15 protein-coding genes and 1 pseudogene are annotated in these 17,019 nt (G+C 70.8%); 8 read left to right on the plus strand and 8 right to left on the minus strand.

The window, feature by feature from the left end:
• Positions 1–5: 5 nt before the first annotated feature.
• Positions 6–1,376 (plus strand): glycoside hydrolase family protein, encoded by a 1,371-nt coding sequence (locus tag O2L52_RS00715; RefSeq protein WP_270113364.1) that lies wholly within the window; start codon positions 6–8, stop codon positions 1,374–1,376.
• 215 nt (positions 1,377–1,591) lie between these two features.
• Complete coding sequence (locus O2L52_RS00720) at positions 1,592–2,905, plus strand: RICIN domain-containing protein (protein ID WP_270113365.1); 1,314 nt, start codon at positions 1,592–1,594, stop codon at positions 2,903–2,905.
• A gap of 54 nt (positions 2,906–2,959) precedes the next feature.
• Here O2L52_RS00720 and O2L52_RS00725 read toward each other — a convergent pair whose 3' ends face one another.
• The gene (locus O2L52_RS00725) at positions 2,960–4,126 is read right to left on the minus strand and encodes an ROK family transcriptional regulator (RefSeq protein WP_270113366.1); all 1,167 of its coding nucleotides are present in this window, start codon (positions 4,124–4,126) and stop codon (positions 2,960–2,962) included.
• A 181-nt stretch (positions 4,127–4,307) separates the two neighbouring features.
• The gene (locus O2L52_RS00730) at positions 4,308–5,027 is read right to left on the minus strand and encodes a GbsR/MarR family transcriptional regulator (RefSeq protein ID WP_270113367.1); all 720 of its coding nucleotides are present in this window, start codon (positions 5,025–5,027) and stop codon (positions 4,308–4,310) included.
• Between the two features lie 251 nt (positions 5,028–5,278).
• Here O2L52_RS00730 and O2L52_RS25370 point away from each other — a divergent pair.
• Together O2L52_RS25370 and O2L52_RS00740 are read left to right on the plus strand one after the other, a co-directional pair.
• A pseudogene (locus O2L52_RS25370) lies at positions 5,279–6,205 on the plus strand (serine hydrolase domain-containing protein); the annotation flags it as partial.
• Between the two features lie 77 nt (positions 6,206–6,282).
• Positions 6,283–6,474 (plus strand): hypothetical protein, encoded by a 192-nt coding sequence (locus tag O2L52_RS00740; RefSeq protein ID WP_270113369.1) that lies wholly within the window; start codon positions 6,283–6,285, stop codon positions 6,472–6,474.
• Positions 6,475–6,586: 112 nt separating this feature from the next.
• On the opposite strand, the gene O2L52_RS00745 is transcribed toward O2L52_RS00740, so the two are convergent.
• A complete protein-coding gene (locus tag O2L52_RS00745) occupies positions 6,587–7,789 on the minus strand; it encodes an amidohydrolase family protein (protein ID WP_270113370.1) in 1,203 nt (400 codons plus the stop codon).
• Between the two features lie 77 nt (positions 7,790–7,866).
• Between O2L52_RS00745 and O2L52_RS00750 the strand changes: the two genes are divergently transcribed.
• On the plus strand, positions 7,867–8,373 hold the full coding sequence (locus O2L52_RS00750) for a MarR family winged helix-turn-helix transcriptional regulator (RefSeq protein ID WP_270113371.1): 507 nt from the start codon (positions 7,867–7,869) through the stop codon (positions 8,371–8,373).
• Positions 8,374–8,415: 42 nt separating this feature from the next.
• Here O2L52_RS00750 and O2L52_RS00755 read toward each other — a convergent pair whose 3' ends face one another.
• From O2L52_RS00755 to O2L52_RS00770, 4 genes are read right to left on the minus strand one after another with little or no spacing between them, the layout of a single operon-like run.
• Positions 8,416–9,753 (minus strand): ABC transporter ATP-binding protein, encoded by a 1,338-nt coding sequence (locus O2L52_RS00755; protein WP_270113372.1) that lies wholly within the window; start codon positions 9,751–9,753, stop codon positions 8,416–8,418.
• Positions 9,750–10,514 carry an ABC transporter permease gene (locus O2L52_RS00760; protein WP_270113373.1) on the minus strand — a complete coding sequence of 255 codons (765 nt, stop codon included), beginning with the start codon at positions 10,512–10,514 and terminating at the stop codon, positions 9,750–9,752. The genes O2L52_RS00755 and O2L52_RS00760 overlap by 4 nt, the downstream gene beginning before the upstream one ends.
• Positions 10,511–11,440: an ABC transporter permease gene (locus tag O2L52_RS00765; protein ID WP_270113374.1), complete on the minus strand. Its 930-nt coding sequence runs from the start codon at positions 11,438–11,440 to the stop codon at positions 10,511–10,513. Before O2L52_RS00765 ends, O2L52_RS00760 begins: the two co-directional genes overlap by 4 nt.
• Positions 11,437–12,966, minus strand: coding sequence for an ABC transporter substrate-binding protein (locus tag O2L52_RS00770; RefSeq protein WP_270113375.1), 1,530 nt, complete (start codon positions 12,964–12,966; stop codon positions 11,437–11,439). The genes O2L52_RS00765 and O2L52_RS00770 overlap by 4 nt, the downstream gene beginning before the upstream one ends.
• A 112-nt stretch (positions 12,967–13,078) precedes the next feature.
• Here O2L52_RS00770 and O2L52_RS00775 point away from each other — a divergent pair, with 112 nt between their 5' ends.
• The 3 genes from O2L52_RS00775 to O2L52_RS00785 all read left to right on the plus strand — a co-directional run bounded on the left by O2L52_RS00775 (position 13,079) and on the right by O2L52_RS00785 (position 15,629).
• Complete coding sequence (locus tag O2L52_RS00775; RefSeq protein ID WP_270113376.1) at positions 13,079–14,419, plus strand: MATE family efflux transporter; 1,341 nt, start codon at positions 13,079–13,081, stop codon at positions 14,417–14,419.
• Between the two features lie 152 nt (positions 14,420–14,571).
• The gene (locus O2L52_RS00780) at positions 14,572–14,901 is read left to right on the plus strand and encodes an ArsR/SmtB family transcription factor (protein ID WP_270113377.1); all 330 of its coding nucleotides are present in this window, start codon (positions 14,572–14,574) and stop codon (positions 14,899–14,901) included.
• Positions 14,892–15,629 (plus strand): cation diffusion facilitator family transporter, encoded by a 738-nt coding sequence (locus O2L52_RS00785; RefSeq protein WP_344474279.1) that lies wholly within the window; start codon positions 14,892–14,894, stop codon positions 15,627–15,629. The genes O2L52_RS00780 and O2L52_RS00785 overlap by 10 nt, the downstream gene beginning before the upstream one ends.
• A gap of 37 nt (positions 15,630–15,666) precedes the next feature.
• On the opposite strand, the gene O2L52_RS00790 is transcribed toward O2L52_RS00785, so the two are convergent.
• Positions 15,667–16,803, minus strand: a complete 1,137-nt coding sequence (locus O2L52_RS00790; RefSeq protein WP_270113379.1) for a magnesium and cobalt transport protein CorA — start codon at positions 16,801–16,803, stop codon at positions 15,667–15,669.
• Between the last annotated feature and the right edge of the window lie 216 nt (positions 16,804–17,019).

The raw sequence follows: 17,019 nt of genomic DNA on the forward strand, positions 1-17,019 counted from the left end.
CCATCATGGACGCCACACCCTCCGCGCCGCCGGCGCGCGTCATCGCCGACTTCACCGAGACGATCAACCCCCATGCGAGCCCCGACCTGTTCGGGCTCTCCAACGAACCGAGCAAGGACCATGCCGCGCAGGTCTACCCGCTCCTGCAGGCCGCGGGCATCCGGTTCCAGCGGGGGACCCTGCACGTCAACCGGCTCTTCGACGAGCCCTTTCCCGGCGCGACCCTCGAGGACTGGCGCGCGAACACCGGCGGCATCCGCGAGAGCGGCAACTGGGACTGGCGGCCGCTGGGCTGGCTCGATCACGCCAGGAGGCACGGCATCCGCACGCAGCTCAACCTGCTGCAGATCCCGAACTGGTTGTCCCACAACGGGACCGCCAGTGGAATTCCTGCGGACTGGGAGGCCTGGCGGCACGTCGTCGGCACTGTGATCGAGCGCTTCGGCGACCGGATCGACTCCGTGGATGTGCTCAACGAGCCGATGACACCGGTGATGATCGACCTCGAAGGCACCGCTTACACCAGCCAGGAGGCCGCGGCCGCCGACCTGTACGTCCACACTGCACACGCGGTGAGGGAGGCGAACCCGGACCTCATCGTCGGCGGCCCCGGCGAGGACCGGCGCGGCGGCGAGTTCGGTTCGCTCGGCACGATCCTGCGGGATCCGCGCGTGACGCCGGCCGACCTCCGGTTCGTCTCCTACCACGCCTACGACCCCTACCCCGGGCGCCGGCTCGAACTCGCCGCACTCGACGAGCTGCTCGAATCCACTGGGCGGCAACGACTCCCGGTATACCTCAACGAGTGGAACCACGACTACTTCGGCGACACCACCGCCCCGGAGGTCAAGGGCGAACGCGCCGTCGCCTTCGCCGCGCGGACCCTCATCGACCTCGCCAACGAACCGCGGCTGGCCGGTGCGGCCTTCATGTCCGCCCTCCCCGGCAACGTCCCGCTCGACCCCGACCAGAACGCCCCCGGCCTCGTGATCGCCCAGGCCGTCTACGACTGGCACGGCGACCATGCGGTCCTGTGGCCGCAGTCCCGCGCGTTCGCGCTCTTCAGCGTCGCCATGGGACTGGGGGCGGGGCCCTTCCGCACCTGCGCGGTCACCGCGCCCGATCCACTTGCCGCCCTTGCCTTCGTCAACACTGACGGCCGGGAGGGCGTAGTGGTCGTCAATGACGGTCCCGAGCCGTCCAGCTGCCGGGTCGAGCTCCCCGGCGTCACCGCCACCACCGGCGACCTCTGCAACGCGCTGCCGGGTGCACCGGGATTGGATTGCACCCGAATCGATCTGGCTCCGACCCCCGACGGCGCTGCCGCGCTGCTCAGCCTGGCTCCGTACTCCGCCGCAGGGCTGCTCTGTCCTTAGCGGTCGCGCAGGCGATGGGCCGAGCGCCCGGATCAAGGCATCGAAGTTCTTGACTATATGGAATTGTATCGATATTATCGACTTCGCTGAAAACGTTTTTAGTACTATTTGGTCGGTCAAGTCCGGGAGCTGCGGCCGCACTCCCTGAACTCGGCCCGCTGCATGGACGGCGCTTTCGTCGTCACTTCCCTCACGTCCTCCATGAAGGAGCCTTCATGTCCTTGAACCGAAGAGCACTGCTGAGCCTGAGCGCGGCCGGAGCGGTCGGAGTGGGCGCGTCCCTCCTCGGCGCCGGGCCGGCACTCGCCGCCAGCGCGCCGTCCACCCCGTTCGCCGTCGGTGTGCGCCAGTACAGCTGGACGCGCGGCTCGCGCCGGATCACCACCCACGTGTACTACCCCGCCACCGGCACCCCCGGCGGCAACCCGATCACCAACGCGCCCGTCGCCAACGGCGTCTTCCCCATCTGCGAGTACACGCACGGCAGCGGCGGGAGTCCGCAGGCCGGTATGGGGCACATCCGTCCGCTGGCCGCGGCCGGCTTCATCGTCCCCGCCCCCGTGTTCACCAGCGCGAGCATCAGCGAGGCGTACAACGGCAACCTGTCGCGGGACGTCTCGGAGGTCCTCACCCGCACCATCGCCCTGAACGGCGGCAGCGACCCGCTGGCCGGCCACATCAACACCACCGCCGTCGGCGTCTCCGGCTACTCCATGGGCGGCATGACCACCCACGGGCTGCTCAGCGCCTGGCCCGACTCCCGCATCAAGGCCGCGGTCCCCGTCGCCTGCGTGGACATGGGCAACCCCGGCGGCACGGTCAACGCCAATGTGCTGTTCATCCACGGCGACCGGGACCAGGTGTGCCCGCTCTCCTCAGCCCGGCAGGCCTACTCCGAACTGCCCTCGCCCAAGGCGTTTCTCACCTTCGTCGGCGCGGACCACGGCGGCACCGCCTGGGGCGCCACCAGCGCTGTGGCCATGAGGACCTGGATCGACTGGCTGCGCTGGAGCCTCTACGGCGACACCGCGGCCCGGGACCGGCTCCCGGCGGACGCCACCGGTTCGGGTGCGAGGTGGGAAGCCTCGCTCGGCGGCACCACGCCGTCCGAGCCCGGCACGTACCGCCTGGTCGCGCAGCACTCCGGCAAGTACGCCGACATCGACGGGATCTCTACGAGCGCCGGGGCGCTGCTCCACCAGTGGGCGGGCACCGGCGGCACCAACCAGCAGTTCCAGTTCATCGACGCCGGGGAGGGCCACTTCAAGATCAAGGCCCGGCATTCGGGGCTTGTGCTCCAGGTGGCGGGCAACGAGAACGGTGCGAACATCACGCAGCAGGCCGATTCGGGCGCCGCGAGCCAGCACTGGCGCATCACCGATCACGGCGGCGGGGTCGTCAGTTTGGTCAACCGGCAGTCGGGCCTGGCCATGGACGTCTACGAGCGGTCCACAGCGGACGGTGCCCGCATCTCCCAGTACACCTACAACGGCGGTACCAACCAGCGCTTCGCCCGCCAGGCGGTCTGATCGCGAAGGACCGTGGTGGCTCGGCGGCATCCGAGGATGCTGCCGAGCCGCATGTCAAGGAGCGTCAGGGGATTCGAGGAGGTTGCGGAGGACCACGGTGGCCGCGCCGATGGCGGCCGCCTGTGTGACGTCGGGGGCGAGTTCGACCCGGGTGGCATGGACGTGGCGCATGAAGACCGCCTGGTCGAGGATGGCTTGGAGCGTGTCGCGGTAGGTCGGTCCGAGGTCGGCGAACGCCCTGCCGGCAAGGACGACTCTGCCGATGTCGAAGAGGTTCACGAGCGTGACGGTGGCGATGGCGAGCTTCTGCGCCGAAGCGTCGATGAGGTCGGCTGCGGCTGCATCGCCGTCGAGGGCGGCGCGGCCTATGGACAGGATTGCTGCGAGCGGGCCGGCGCCGCTCTCGATACGTCCGGCGAGCAGCGGATCGGCCAGGGCCTGCTCCATGACCGCGGTCGGGCCCGCTGCAGTGTCGAGGCAGCCGCGGTTGCCGCAGGTGCACTGGGGCCCGAGGGCATCGACGGAGATGTGCCCGAGCTCGAGGCCGTTCGAGGTGACACCCCTGTAGGGCTGACCGTCGAGGATGAGGCCCGCGCCGATGCCTCCGCACATGTACACGACGACGAAACTCGACGCTGCGCCGCTCAGCGTCTGGATGCCGATGCCCGCAGCGGTCGCGTCGTTCTCCACGGCCACGGGGATTCCCGTCGCTTTCGAGAGCGACACGGCGAGTGGGTGTCCCTGCCAGTCCGGGGTCGGCTGCGGCGTGAGCAGGACGCCGGCCTTCCGGTCCTGCGGCCCGTAGGTGGCCAGGCCGACCCCGAGCACTCGGTCGCGCGGAACGGCGGCGTCCTTCAGGAGCAGGCGAACGGCCTCGGCGAGTTCGGCGATCACCGTCTCGGGGGGCCGCAGCCCGGGCGCGATCAGGTCCCGCTGCGCCACGACGCCGCCGGCCAGGTCGACCACCACGCCCGTCCCGGAATACGCGTCGAACTGGAGGCCGATCATGTAGCGGGCGTCGGCTTTGATCCCGACGAGGCGTCGTGGTTTCCCTTGGTTCGAGGGGACGGTGCCGACTTCGTGGACCAGGTCGAGGTCCTCGAGCTTGCGGACGGCGCGAGTCATGGTCGCCTGTGTGAACCCGGTGGCTCCGGCCAGTTCGACCCGGCTGACGGCGCCGCGTTCGCGGATGAGGCTGAGCACCACGGCCAGGGTCGGCATTCGTGTGGCGGCCCCGAAGGAACGCAATGTGGCCTCCAGTGCAGGCGTGTTGTGGGCGGTGGTCGGCAGGCCTCACGATACTTGATCGGCCGGACACCGCTTCCACGGAAACCGCGCGCAGAGGCCGGACCGGCCGGGGTGCCGCTCGACTACGACGCCGACACGCCACCGGGCGACTCGCCTAGTCGAGGCGTTCGCCGTGCTCAGCCGGGAGGGCCGATCGCGGTCGCCAGTGCTCGGCTGAGCGGATCAGGTCCTCGCCGACCTGGCGCAGGAACCGCGCCATCCCGTCGAGCCGTTCGGCGGCGGGCGTTCCGGCGCCGAGGAGGTCGGCGGCCTCGCGCGAGGCGTCGGCCAAGAGGTTGTTGGTGTTCGCGCTGGCGATCATCGCGCGGTACCAGACGTCCTCGTCGATCCGGTACCGCTCCTTGCGGCCCTGGCCCTTCTCCCGGGTGATGAGCTGCTGCTCTTCGAGATAGCGCACTGCGGTCGAGACCGAGGCGGCGCTGACGCGGAGCCGGGAGACGAGCTCGGCAGCGGTCACCGCTCCCGAATCGGTGGTGTAGAGGCACGCCAGCACTCCGGCGGGCATGGTCGGCAGCCCGGTCTGGACGAGCAGTGTCGCCAGGCGGGTCTCGGCCTCCCGCAACGCCTCCGGATCGCGTCCGTCCGAGTCGGGAGCGGGGATCGGCCGCGAGCCCGCATTCGGCACGCGCGCCTTCGCGATGCGGTGGGCCTTCTCGGCCCGGTATTCGCGCGGGCCGCCGCCGCGCATGACCTCGCGGGTCACCGTGGAGGTGGGGCGGTCGAGGCGGCGGGCGATCTCGGCGTAGCTGAGGTCCTGGGCGAGGCCGGCGGCGATGCGCCGGCGGTCCTGATAGGTCAAACGGCCGGCTGCCATCCGGGCCTCCTCTCGTGCAGTGCGACACCGGCAAGTATGCCCTCCGTCGCGTACAGAACGCAACGACCGGTCCGCTCGTTGCATTCAGTGGCAATGGCAGTGCAATGAAATAGCCGTGTTGATGTGCTGCAACGACTGTCGACTCGATTTTCGATGTTGTGCGAACCTTGAACGCAACGTAGCTTTTGATCCAGACCGAACAAGCGGAGCCGCCCGGGAGACGGGCGGCGGATCGAAACCAGGAGACCGACATGACCATCGACATCAAGCGCTGGCAGACCCGGCTCGACGAGCTCATCGCCGAGCACCACGTCCCCGGCGCGAGCCTGGCCCTGCTCCACAAGGGTCAGATCCACGAGATCGCCTCCGGCGTCCTCCACCAGGACACCGGCGTCCCCGTCACCTCCGACGCGACCTTCCAGATCGGCTCGCTCACCAAGGTCTACACCGCGTCGCTCATCATGCACCTGGTCGGCACCGGCGAACTCGACCTCGAAGCGAAGGTCGCCGACGTCATCGACGGCTTCGCCGTCGGCGAGTCCGCCAAGGAGATCACGGTCCGCCAGCTGCTCAACCACACCAGCGGCCTCGAAGCCGACGGCGTGTTCGACACCGGCCGCGGCGACGACGCCCTCGAGCGCTACGTGGAAGTCGCCGCCGAGAAGACCGGCCAGGCCCTGCCGCCGGGGGAGATGTTCTCCTACTCCAACCCCGCCTACATGATCCTGGGCCGCATCGCCGAGATCGTCACCGGACTGCCCTACGACCAGGCCCTCAAGGCCCGCCTGTTCGACCCGCTCGGCCTCACGCACTCGATGCTCCTGCCCGAAGACGTGCTGCGCTTCCCCAATGCCATGGGCCACTACGGCGAACAGGGCGAGGCGCCCGTGCCGGCCCCGACCTGGGCCTGGGCCCCGCGCTCGGCCTGGCCCGCGGGCGGGGTCTCGGCCACCGCGGCCGACGTCGTGCGCTTCACCAAGATGCACCTGGACGGCGGCTACGCTCCCGACGGCACGAAGGTCATCGACACCGGCGCGGTAGTCGCCATGCAGCAGACCGAGACCGAGGTCCCCGACAAGCTCCTCGGCACCCACTGGGGCCTGGGCTGGGGCCTGTTCGACTGGAAGGGCGGCCAGGCCATCGGCCACGACGGATCCGCGGTCTACCTGCTCGGCTACCTGCGCGCCGTCCCCGCCAAAGGCGTCGCCATCGCCCTGCTCACCAACAACGCCGTCGGCGGACCCCAGGTCTACGAGTGGAGTTCGTCGACAGCCTGGAAGGCACCTCCCCGCCCTTCGACCTCGAACTCGCCTCCCTCGGCGACGACGTCTGGGCCACCCGGCGCCCCGGCGAGCAGGGCTGGTACCTGCCCGTGGCCTTCACGAAGCGGCCCGACGGGCGCGGCTACCTCTCCTACGGCGCCCGCGCCACCCCCAAGATCGCCTGAACGCCGCAGACGGAGGGCGGCATGCGGCAAGGATGCCGCGCTCTCACGGCATACGAAGAGCGGCCATCGCCGATGGCCGCTCTTCGTATGCGTTGGTAGTGCTGCGGTTCGGTCAGGCGAGCGCTCGGTGGGCGAGTTCGAGGCCGGCGGTGCGGAGTGCGGCGAGGTCGAGGTTGAGGAGGCGGCCGTCGCGTTTGACGACGTGGCCGTCGACGATGACAGTGTGGACGTCGGCCGCCGTCACTGCGGTGACCACGCCGCCGCCGCTCGGGTGGCTGAGGCCGTCGATCAGGATGATGTCGGCTCTCTTGCCCACGGTGATCGAGCCCGTCCGACCGCCGAGGCCGATCGACCGGGCACCGTGGACGGTCGCGTTCGAAAGCACCTGCGCTGCAGAATACATGGTGCTCGAGCGCATCCGCTCGAATCGGAGTGTGTCGCGCATCGGCTCGAACAGGTCGGCGGGCGCATTGACGACGACATCGGTGCCGAGTGCCGCGTGCCCTCCCGCGTCGAGGAACGTGCCGAAGGCCGAGGCGCCGTGGCCCATGGTCGCCTCCACGACCGGGGTGACCGTGACGGCCACGCCGGCATCGGCCAGCATTCGCGCTTCGGCCGGTGTCATGGCGTTCATGTGGACGAGGTTGAGGTCGGGCCCGAGCAGGCCCGCCTCGTGCATCCGCGGGAACGGGGAATCCGGTCCGCCACTGGCGTGCATCGACACCGGCAGACCGAGCTCGCGGGCCATGGCGATGTCGCGAACGCCGTCCTCCCACGACCCGTACTGCGGTCCCATGATCGCCAGGCCGCCGGTGATCAGGCCGTCCATGGCGGCCAGTCGTTTCAGGTCGGTCTCGCCGGCGGGGGCCGTGTGGCCGACCACGGCTCGCAAACCGCTGGCGGCGTAGCCCTCCAGCACCGCATCGGTGTGCTCAGGCGTGAGGGTTGTGTTGTTCCAGTCGAAGACGGCGGCGATGCCCGCATTGAGCGCTTCGGCCGCTCCGAGCATGACGGCAAGTCGCGCGTCCTCGGGGCGATAGGCGGACAGGGCGCGTCCGAGCACTGTGCGGAAGTAGTCCGGCAGGGTCATGTCGGCGCCGATCCCGCGCAGCGGCGCCTGCCAGACGTGGCGGTGCGCGTCCACGAGCCCGGGCATCACCACCATCCCGCTCGCGTCGATCCGGGTGCCGGCGGCGTGCGGCAGGTCCTTTCCGATGGCGGTGATGACGCCGTCTTCAGTGAGCACATCGGTGCCGGGCAGCTCGGGGCTGCCGTCGCCGGGGATGACGTGACCGTTGCGGAGCAGCGTACGCATGATTTACCTCCATGGAAAGCTTTTAGGAAAGGTATCGTGAAAGCTTTCTCGGCGCAAGTCTCGGGTACGATGGCCTGGTGAGCAGGGATACCGTCGATGTCATCGTCGAAGCATGGCGCAACGAGCTGCCCGGAGTTGTCGGGCTGGAACTGGAGCTCGGCAAGCGGGCGGCGCGGTTGTCAGCGCTGCTCGGCGAGCGGGTCGAGACCGAGCTGGCCCGCCTGGGCTTGACCAAGGCGGAGTACGAGATCCTGGCCGTGCTGCGGGCCTCGGGCAAGCCCTATCGGCTGCGCCCCTCCGCGTTGTCGCAGCGCCTCCTGCTGTCCTCGGGCGGGACCAGCAACCTGCTGCGGGGCCTCGCCGCCGCAGGCCTGATCGACCGGGAGCCGGACCCCTCCGATGCCCGGAGCTCCTGGGTGATCCTCACACCGCAAGGCGTGCAGTCTGCCGAGGCGGCCGTCCAGGCGGCCAGCCGAGCTCAGGCCGCACTGCTCGAAGCCGTACCGGCCGACACGGCCCGAGTCGCCATCGACGCCTTGCGAACGATCCTGATCGCGCTCGGCGACCAGGCCGACCCCGAGTGAGATCCCGGGCCTGACGTCGGCGGCCCGGCGCGCGGGTCGGTCTCAGCTGTAGATGTCGAGGTCGATGACGCGGTTGGCGCACTGGGCGACCAGGGACAGGTCGTGGCTGATCAGCAAAATGGAGAGGCCGCGGTCGGCGGCGAGCGCGGTGAGGGTGTCGAGGACGCGGTCGGCGCTGGCGTGGTCGAGGGCCGAGGTGATCTCGTCTGCGATGAGGACGCCGGGTTCGGCTGCGAGGGCGCGGGCGATCGCGATCCGTTGGCGTTGGCCGCCGGAGAGCGTGGCGGGTCGAGCGGTGAGCACGGATTCGGGGAGGTCGACATCGGACAGGAGCGCCGCGGCGATCTTGCGGGCTTCGGCGGCGCCGGTGCCTCGGTGGAGGCGGACGGCGCGGGTGAGCGTCTGCTCGACGGTGCGGGCGGGGTTGAGCGCCGAGCGCGGGTCTTGGGCGACGTACTGGATCTGCGTGCAGTGTCCGCGGCGGCGCTTGCCGGTCAGGGGGACTGCTGCGCCGTCGAGTTGCAGGCTGCCGGTGGCGTAAGGGTGGACGCCGGCGAGGGTGCGGGCGATGGTGGTCTTGCCGCTGCCGGATTCGCCGACGAGGGCGGTGATCTCGCCTCGGTAGAGGTCGAGGTCAAATCCGCTGATGACCGGTGTTGCGCCACGGGATCGGTGGGCGGCGCTCAGATCTCGCAGTGCCAGGACCGGTTGGTCGGTATGTTCGCCGGCGGTGCGTTGCGGGCGCGTCGTCAGCGGGGTGCCGAGCTGGACAGTCTGGTCGGCGACCTGGGCGGTGGCCGGGTCGTGGGTGGCGACTAGAAGGGTCCGGCCGGCGTCGCGCAGTTCGGCGAGCAGGTCCGTGACGCGGGCGCGGGCCTCGGCGTCGAGGCCGGCGGTCGGTTCGTCCAGCAGCAGCACGGGTGTCGCTCTGGCTGCGGCGCAGGCGAGGGCGACCCGCCGGGCTTGGCCGCCGGAGAGTTCGCCGATGCGCCGGTTCAGGAGCGCCGCATTGAGACCGAGCCGCTCGAGGAGTTCGACCGGGTCCGCGGCGGGGTCGGCCCCTCGGACGAGGCGGCGCACGCTCATGATCGGTGACAGGGCAGCTCCGGGGTCCTGGCTGGCGTAGGCGATGGACGTGCGGCGCCATGTGCGCAGCCCGCCGTCGAGGCGCAGCGGGTCGGATCCGACCACACTGAGCGTGCCGGAGACGGTGGCGCCCTGGGGAACCGCGCCCAGGAGCGCGCGCAGCAGCGTGGTCTTGCCGCCGCCCGAGGTCGCGGCGATGACGGTGAGCTGCCCGGCTGCTGCGGTGAGGTCGACGGCGGGCAGCAGCGTGCGGTCGCCGAGTCGGACGCTGAAGGCTTCGGCGGTGACCGTCACGGCTCTTCCCTTCGGGCGCCCAGTCCGGTGTGGACGAGGATCACGGTGATCAGCAGGCAGGCGGCGGGGGCGGCGACGGCCCAGGGGTTGAGGAGCATCCCCGGGGCGTTGTCGCGGACCATGACCGCCCAGTTGCCCTCGTCCAGGACGCCGGGGAGACGCAGGAAGGCGACGGCGCTGACGACGTAGAGCCCTTCGGTGAAGCGCAGGCCGAGCTGGGTGACGAGGGTGGGGGCGAGGTTCGGGAGCATCTCGACGGCGATGACGCGGGCGGTGGACTCGCCGGAGGCGCGCGCGGCCTCGACGTAGCCGGTCGCGGCGACCGCGGAGGCCGCCGAGCGCATCACCTTGGCGCAGTACGGGACACCGAAAAGCACCGTGGCGGCGAGCAGCGCGGGCAGGCCGCCGCCGGGCCAGGCGAGGACGACCAGGAGCACGCCGATCACCGGCGGTACGAGGATGAACGCGTCGGCGGCGGCGTCGATGGCGCGTCCGGCGCGCCGGTGCAGTGCCGCGAGCGAGCCCAGCAGCGCCGAGAGGGTCGTGACGATGAGGGCGATCGCGGCGGCCACGGTGAGCAGGAGGAGCCCGCCTTCGAACGCTCCGGCGAGCACGTCGCGGCCGAGTGCGTCCGTGCCGAGCGGATGCCCGGCGCCGGGATCGGCGAAGGGCATGGCGCCTTCCCCAGCGGTGATAGGGAGCAGCGGGGCGAGGGCGACCAGCGCGACCCAGGCCGCGAGCGGGACGAGGCGGCGCTTCATCGGCGGCCCCGCAGCGCCCACAGGCGGATCGCGTCCGCGATGACGAGTGCGGCCACGACGACGAGCCCGCACAGCGCTGTCAGCGAGACCAGCAGCGTCGTGTCGCGCGACTCGAGCGATCCGGCGACGAGCTGGCCCGCGCCGGGATAGTTGAAGAGGGTCTCGACGACGACCGCACCGGCCAGCAGGGTGCCGACCATGGTCGCGAGCGAAGCGGCGATCGTCGGTGCGGCCAAGGGCAGGACGTGGCGGGTGACGACCCGGCGTTCGGGCACGCCGTCGAGACGGGCCTGCTCCACATGCGGCATCGCCGCGGCCTCGGCGATGGCGGCCCGGTTGACGCGGGTCTGCCAGGCGGCGTGCGGCAGCCCGAGGGCCAGGACCGGGAGCACCAGCATCAGCGGCGTGGCCAGGCGCCCGTCCGCACCGACCACGGTCGTCGCCGGGAGCAGGCCGAGGACGAGGGCGAACACCAGGACCAGGAGCGTGCCGAGCACGAACTCGGGGGTGGCGACCAGGATCGAGGTGCCCACGGCGGAGGTCCGGCCGAAGCGGCCCCGTGGGCGGGCGGACCACAATGCGGCCCATGCCAAGGCGACGACGAGCACGAAAGCGAAGGTGAGGCCGGTCAGCAGGAGGGTCGAGGCCAGCCGGTCGCCCAGGAGGTCGTTGATCGGCTGGCCGCGCACGGTCGTCCCCAGATCGCCTTGGACGAGGCCGGAGAGCCAGTCGGCGAAGCGGGCCGGCAGCGGCCGGTCCAGGCCGAGGCTCTCGCGCCGCGCCTCGACGTCCGCGGGGGAGGCGGTGGGGCCCATGGCGAGTCGCACCGGGTCGCCGGGGAGCGCGTCGGCCGCGGCGTACACCGCGGCCAACACGACGAGGAGGAGTCCGGCCCTGACCGCCAGGGCCGCCAGGAACCGGATCAAGAGGCCAGCCAGGCGCCTTCGAGGAGGACCCAGCCGAACCCGGGCGCGGTGGAGAGCCCGTTCACGGCCGGGGTGTGGAGGTCGATGCCGTCGGCCATGCCCCACAGCAGGTAACCGGACTCGTCGTACTCGAGGCGCTGCATGCGGTGCGAGGCGTCCTCCTGCGCGGCCGGGTCGGTCGCGGCCAGCAGGTCGCCGTAGGCGCGGTCGAAGTCCTCACTGGCCCAACCGGTCTCGTTGGTCTCCGAAGAGGACTGGAGGACCTTCTGGGCGTAGAACGCCACGGAGTCGTTGGTGCCCCAGAACATCGTGTACAGGTCGGCCTTGCACCAGGTCTGGTCGTAGAAGGTGCCCGCGTCCTGCTCGACGACCTCGATCGTGACGCCGGCCTTCGCGGCCTGCTCGGCGAAGAGCGTCGCGGCGGCGACCTCGCCGAAGGCCTCGTCGATGGTGTACAGCGTGTAGGTCGCGTCGAGGTCGAACCCGGCCTCGGCGAGAAGGCTTCGGGCGGTGTCGAGGTCCTGGGCGCGCTGGGGGAGTGAGGTGTCGTAGAAGGCGTCGCCGGTGCCGAGCACGTCGTTGGCGACCGTCCCGTAGCCCGAGAGCGCCTGCTGGACGAGGGCGTCGCGGTCGGCGATGAGCCGCATCGCGGTGCGCACCCGCACGTCGGCGAAGGGGCCGTCGGCCACGCGCATGACGATCGGCAGGGCCGCGTCGTTGGGGCGGCGGTGGACGGTGAACGCCCCGGACTCCTCGGCGAGGCGCGCCGAGACCGCACCGGCGGTCGTGGCGAGGTCGATCTGCCCGCCCTGCAGCGCGTTCATCATCGCGTCCGTGGACTCGAACCGGGTCACCTCGATCGCGTCGAGCAGCGGGCGGGGGCCGTGCCAGCCGTCGAACCGGACCAGGCGGGCGTTGCCGTCCGTGTAGTCCTCGAGTTTGAACGGGCCGGTCCCGTTGAACGCGGTCGCGTCCGCGCCCTCGCGGGTGGTGAAGGTGACCAGGCGCAGCAGCAGCGGCAGCTGGGAGTTGGGGTCCTCGGTGACCATCTGGACGGTGCGGTCGTCGAGCGCGGTGATCTGCTCGGGCGGGACGGGGACCTTGAAGGCCGCGTCCATGTCGACGATGATGCGCTTCATCGAGGCGACCACGTCCGCGGCGATCACCGGGGTGCCGTCGTGGAAGGACGCGCCTTCGGCGATGGTGAACGTCCAGGTCTTCGCGTCGTCGGCCACGGACCAGGACTCGGCCAGGCGCGGGGCCACGCCGGTCCCGCCGCCGGGGACGGTGAGCGCGTCGTAGACCAGGGACATGATCAGGAAGTCCGAGTTGTTCGACAGGAGCCCGTGCGGGTCCTTGGTCAGCGCCTCGACACTGCCGAGCGCGCCGACGCGGAGCGTCCCGCCCTCGCGCGGGGCGCCGCCCGCGCCGCCCTCGTCGTCGGTGCCGCCGCACGCGGCCACGGCCGTGACCGTGGCGGCCGCCAGCGAAGAACCCAGCAACACGCGTCGCGACGCAGCAACCATTCAAGACTCCTTAGGTAAGGCTCACCTTCGGTCATATCCTGCGTCACGTGCGTCGCACACCCGCACGGGGGTCGGAAGGTGTGACCGGGCTGCGACTCGTAACCTTCGGGGCGTGCCACGACCCACCCGAGCAGACCACCGCGCCCTGGCCGCGCTCGCCGCACCCCTCGCGGCGACGCAGCTCGCGCAGGTCGCGCTGTCCACCACCGATGTGGTGATGATGGGCTTCCTCGGCACCACCGCCCTCGCCGGCGGCGGGCTGGCGATCGTGCTGTTCAACCAGGTCCGCACCATGGGCGTCGGACTGCTCACCGGCACCGCGAACCTCATCGCGGCCGCCTCCGCGCGCCGCGCGGACGGGGAGATTCGACGGATCGCCTTGACCGCCATGCTCATCGCCACCCTCACCGGCGCGGCCGGCGCCGTCGTACTGGTGGGCATCGGGTTCCTGCTCGAGCCCCTGGGCCAGGCCCACGAAGTCGCGCAAGCCGCCCGGCACATGCTGTTCGCCCTGGCCCCGGGCCTGATCCCGTGCCTGTGGTTCCAGGTGCTGCGCCAGACGACCGTGGGCCTGCAGCGCCACCTCCAACTCCTGTGGGTCACGCTCGGCTCGGTCGCGCTCAACATCGCCCTGAACTTCGCGCTGCTGCACGGAATCGGCCCGTTCCCCGCGCTCGGACTGGCGGGCATCGGCGCCGCCACCTCCGCGGTGCACCTCGCCCAAGCGCTCGTGCTGTTCGCGCTGATGCGCCGCGACCCGGTCGTCCGCGCCGCACTCCGCCCAGGGCCGCAGCGGCCTGGCACCGGCTCGGTCGCCCACCGCATCCTGCGCCTGGGCGTGCCGACCGCGCTCACCTACGGTTCGGAAGCGGGCCTGTTCTCGGTGCTCGCGCTCCTGGCCGGCGGACTGGGGGCGACCGCGCTCGCGGCGTACAACGTGGTCAACCAGATCACGTACATCGTGTTCCAGACCGCCGTCGGCACCTCCCACGCCGCTTCGGTCCTCGTCAGCCACGACGCCGCCGGACCGAGCAGCAGCCCCCGGCGCTGGGCGGCAACGGCTTTGATCCAGCAGGCCGGTTTGCTCGTCCTCGTCGGGCTCGTCTACTTCGCCTTCGGTCCGCTGCTGGTCCAGGCGCTCGCGGCCGACGCCACGGAGGCGACGATCGCTCTCGCCGCCACCGTCCTCATCGCCGCCGCCGTCACCCAGTTCGCCGACGCCGCGCAGAACATCGCCGTCGGCCTGCTCAGAGGCATCGACCAGGCCGGAGCGGGCTTCCGGGCCACCCTCATCGGCTACTGGGCCGTGGGCCTCCCGGCCGCCGCGCTCTTCGCGTTCGGCCTCGACTGGGGCCTGATCGGGCTGTGGATCGGACTCGGCTGCGGGCTCGCCGCCTGCGCGGCTCTCATGCTCGCCCGCTTCCACGCCGCTACCCGCGCGGCGACTCCCTGATCCGATGGACCAGGGGCGCGGCACGGAGGTGCCGAACACCTGGCGTCCGCCGAGTGCCGAGGCGGGGTATGCGGCCGCCAGCGCTGTTGCATGGCAGCGAGATCTTCAGTACATCGTTTGATGGATACACGATTCCATGTACTATCGAGGCCATGGAGACGCTCACCCACGGACAGGTCTTGGCACGCTTCGGCCATGCCCTGTCCGACCCCACCCGCTCGCGCCTGCTGCTGGCGCTGCGCGACGCCCCCGGCTACCCCGCCGACCTCGCCGCGACGCTCGGCGTCTCGCGCCAGTCGCTGTCGAACCACCTCACGTGCCTGCGCGGCTGCGGCCTGGTCGTGGCCGCCCCCGAAGGTCGCCGGACCCGGTACGAACTCGCCGACCCCCGGCTGGCCCACGCGCTCGCCGACCTCCTCGGCGTGGTCCTCGCGGTCGATCCGGCCGCGTGCGACGCGACCGAAGAGCAGGGATGCTGCTAGTGGCCGAATCGATCTCGCTGTCGCGCAAGCCCATCGGGCCTTCACCTGAGCGTCGCGCACAGCTGACCCGGATCATCCGCTTCCTGGTCGCCGCCACCATCGCCTACAACGTGATCGAAGCCGCCATCGCCCTCACCGCTGGATCGATCGCCTCCTCGACCGCGCTCATCGGCTTCGGCCTCGACTCGATCATCGAAGTCGCCTCCGCGCTGGCGGTCGCCTGGCAGTTCTCCGCCCGCGACCCCGAGGTCCGCGAAGCCCGCGAGCACCGGGCGCTGCGCATCATCGCGCTCTCGTTCTTCGCCCTCGCCGCCTACGTCGCCTTCGAATCCGTCCGCGCCCTCTTCTTCGGCGCGAACGACGCCGACCACTCTTCAGTCGGCCTGATCCTCGCGGCCGTCTCGCTCGCGGTGATGCCGTTCCTGTCCTACGCCCAGCGCCGCGCCGGTCGCGAACTCGGTTCCGCGACGGCCGTCGCCGACTCCAAGCAGACCCTGCTGTGCACGTACCTCTCCGCGGTCCTCCTCGTCGGCCTCGCGCTCAACAGCCTCTTCGGATGGACATGGGCCGACCCCCTCGCCGCGCTGGTGATCGCCGGCGTCGCCGTCAAGGAAGGCATCGAAGCCTGGAAGGGCGACAACTGCTGCGCACCGGCCGCCGCGCTGGTCGCCGACCGTTCCGGCGCGTGCGACGACGGATGCTGCGCCCCCGCGGACGGAGCCCGGTGAACCTGCAGTCCCTGCCGCCCAAGGTGAAAGCCGCCGTCTAGAGCCAGTCCTTCGCTTTGAACACGAAGTAGAGGGTCACGGAGACCATGCCCATGAGGACGATGGCGAAGGGGTAGCCCAGGAGCCAGTGGAGTTCGGGCATGTGGTCGAAGTTCATGCCGTAGACGGTGCCGACCAGGGTGGGGGCGAAGAGGATCGCGGCCCAGGACGAGATCCTCTTGATCTCCTCGTTCTGCGCCAGGCTCGTCTCGGTCATCCGGCGCATCTCCTCGTTCTGGCGCTGGGCGACGACGGTGGCGTTGGCGGAGAGCATGTTGTTGAGCAGCTCCCGGAACGAGTCGATCCGTTCGGTGATGCGCACCGTGTGGTCCTCGACGTCGCGCAGGAGCCGCTGCAGTTCGATGTCGACGTGGTACTTCTCGAAGCCCGATCGGAGCATCTGGAAGACCTCGCCGAGGGGCTGCGTGGCGTGGCGGAACTCGATCACCTCGCGCCCGAGCTGGTAGATCCGGTGGGAGACTTCCGCATCGCCGTTGAAGACCTGCGTCTCGATCTGGTCGATGTCCGTGGCGACACCGCGCAGGACGGGGGCGTAGTCGTCGACGATCCGGTCGAGGATCGCGTAGAGGACCGCCTCGGGGCCCAGCCGCAGCAGTTCGGGGTGCTCCTCCATGCGGCGCCGCACCGAACGCATGTCGGGGCTCTCGGAGTGCCGGATGGAGACGACGAAGTCGGGGCCGATGAACAGGTGGAGTTCGCCGATCTCGACGACCTCCTCGGAGTCGACGTAGCGGGCGGGGTGCAGGACCACGAAGAGCGTGTCGCCGTACCGTTCGAGCTTGGGGCGCTGGTGGGCGTGGAGGGCGTCCTCGACCGCCAGCGGGTGCAGCCCGAACTCCTCGGCGATCGCCTCGACGTCCTCGGGCTCGGGCCGGTAGAGCCCGATCCAGCCCAGGCCCCTGCGTTCGCGGATCAGCTCGTAGGTCTGCTCCAGCGATGCGGGTTCGACGCGCTCGCCGTCGCAGTAGACCGCGTTGTCGACCACCGCTCGACTCGGGTGGGTGCCGGTGGCGCGCGGCGCCCGCTCCGGTTCGGGCTCGAGCGATCGCGGTTCACCCGTGTCGGATCGGTCCTCGTGGCGGCCCCACGAAGCGATGCGGCCCTTCCAGCCCATGTCCTGGTCCTCCCGGTCGTGGCGGAGCGTGCTCGGCGGTCACGCCCCACGCTAGCCGAGGACACCCGGCAGCCCGGTCCTACAGCGTGGTCTGTCCTTCTCCGCGGACCTCACGCACCGCCCCTGGTGGTGTGCGGGCAGTGAAACACGCTGCCGCGTCCAGTGACACGGGAGTGACACGCGCGTTTCCTACCGTAGGCCGTCCGGGTCTGGGGA

The organism is Glycomyces algeriensis, from assembly GCF_027622855.1.
GTDB classification, from domain to species: domain Bacteria; phylum Actinomycetota; class Actinomycetes; order Mycobacteriales; family Micromonosporaceae; genus Glycomyces; species Glycomyces algeriensis.